This is a genomic window from Bradyrhizobium sp. AS23.2 (genome assembly GCF_001908185.1).
GTDB lineage: Bacteria > Pseudomonadota > Alphaproteobacteria > Rhizobiales > Xanthobacteraceae > Bradyrhizobium.
Genome location: NZ_LGHM01000365.1, coordinates 1 through 1,065 on the forward strand (window position 1 = coordinate 1; position 1,065 = coordinate 1,065).

Annotated in this window: 1 protein-coding gene; it reads left to right on the forward strand. The window is 55.2% G+C overall.

The annotated features are described in order from the left end of the window. On the forward strand, positions 1-935 hold a 935-nt coding region (locus AC630_RS42170), incomplete at its 5' end, for a serine hydrolase domain-containing protein (protein ID WP_143198781.1). Positions 936-1,065 lie beyond the last annotated feature (130 nt).

Consider the following 1,065-nt stretch of genomic DNA (forward strand, 5'->3'; position numbering starts at 1 on the left):
TCGACTACATGTCGCGCAATCCGGTCACTGGCCTACTGATTGCCAAGGACGACCAGATTATCTTCGAGCGCTATCAGTACGCGCGAACTGATCAAGATCGGTTCGTATCCCAGTCGATGGTCAAGTCAATAACCGGACTGTTGATCGGGATCGCCATCTCCGAGGGTGCGATTAAGTCGGTCGATGATATCCCCGAAACTTATGTGCCGGGCTTTATGGGCACCGAGTACGGCAGGACGCCAATCCGCGATCTGCTGCACATGTCCTCAGGCGTCGATTTCGGTGAAACGAGAGACGGAGGACGCGACCTCAATCGCCTGTGGAACGGCATGGGGATCGCGTTCCCGGAATGGAAGATGGGCACGGTTAAGAGCATCGTGCAATTCAATCAGCGTATCGCCCCATCGGGAACGAGATTTTACTACGCCAGCATAGAAGCCGACGTGCTCGGCATGGTGCTTCAGAGTGCTGTCAACAAGTCAGCGTCCGACTATCTGCGCGAGAAAGTATGGGAGCCGATCGGCACGGAAGCGGATGCTAATTGGTTGATAGACGCAGAAGGATTTGAACTGGGGCACTTCGGCTTCAATGCCGTTCTGCGCGATTACGCCCGGCTTGGGCGTTTGCTGGCGCATGATGGCGCATGGGATGGCAAGCAGATCGTTCCGGCGCAATGGATGATCGATGCAACAACCGTTCGAGCTTCGGATGGCTATCTGCTACCGGGCGCGGCGACGAAAAGATTTGGCTACGCTTATCTCTTGTGGCTGTTTCCCGGTCAGAGGCGACAGTTCGCGTTGTTAGGATACAAGGGCCAGTATATTTGCGTTGATCCGACCTCAAAGGTTGTCATGGTGCACACTGCAATTGAGGACCCGGTACATCGAGACGAGCCATGGGTCCTATGGTCGGCACTGGTCGATCAGCTATGCTGACAATAGCTCGGGACAAATTCGACAGATCGACCGCTTCGGGTCATTAGCTCCGTTTTAACTGTCGACCACGCACTTCCGGTCTACCCCCGAACAGCCGACATTTTCGTGGGCAGTCGGCATGTCTCAAACG